Annotated in this window: 1 protein-coding gene; it reads left to right on the top strand. The window is 68.2% G+C overall.

From position 1 onward, the window contains the following. The coding region (locus CBF90_RS18510) for a hypothetical protein (RefSeq protein ID WP_197690612.1) at window positions 1–393 on the top strand (393 nt) is incomplete at both ends.

Genomic DNA, 393 nt, shown 5'->3' with positions numbered 1-393 from the left:
ACACCTGCTTCTACCCGCACATCCGGCCGCATGCGCTCGCGCGCGTCATCGACGCCGCGCTGCAGCGCTGGCCGCAGCATGCGCTCTGGTTCCGTTCCCTCAATGCCGAGCGCAACGGCGCCCTGATCGCCGCCCTGCGCGGCGCCGGCTTCGTCCTGATTCCCACCCGCCGCGTCTGGCTGTTCGACGGCATCGGCATGAAGCTGCGGATGGGATCGACCCTGCAGCGCGACCTGAAATTCCTGCACAGGACGCCGCTGTGGCCGGTGGCGCGCAGCGATATCTACCCGGCGGACTTTCCGCGCATCGCCATGTTGCACGGCCTGATGCAGGGCATGCCGGAGGGCTGGCCGCATCCGCACTACACCGCGCATTTCATGCAGTACTGGCACC

Source organism: Microbacterium sp. AISO3 (assembly GCF_002204305.1).
Classification (GTDB): domain Bacteria; phylum Actinomycetota; class Actinomycetes; order Actinomycetales; family Microbacteriaceae; genus Microbacterium; species Microbacterium arborescens.
This window is presented reverse-complemented; position numbering and strand designations above follow the sequence as displayed.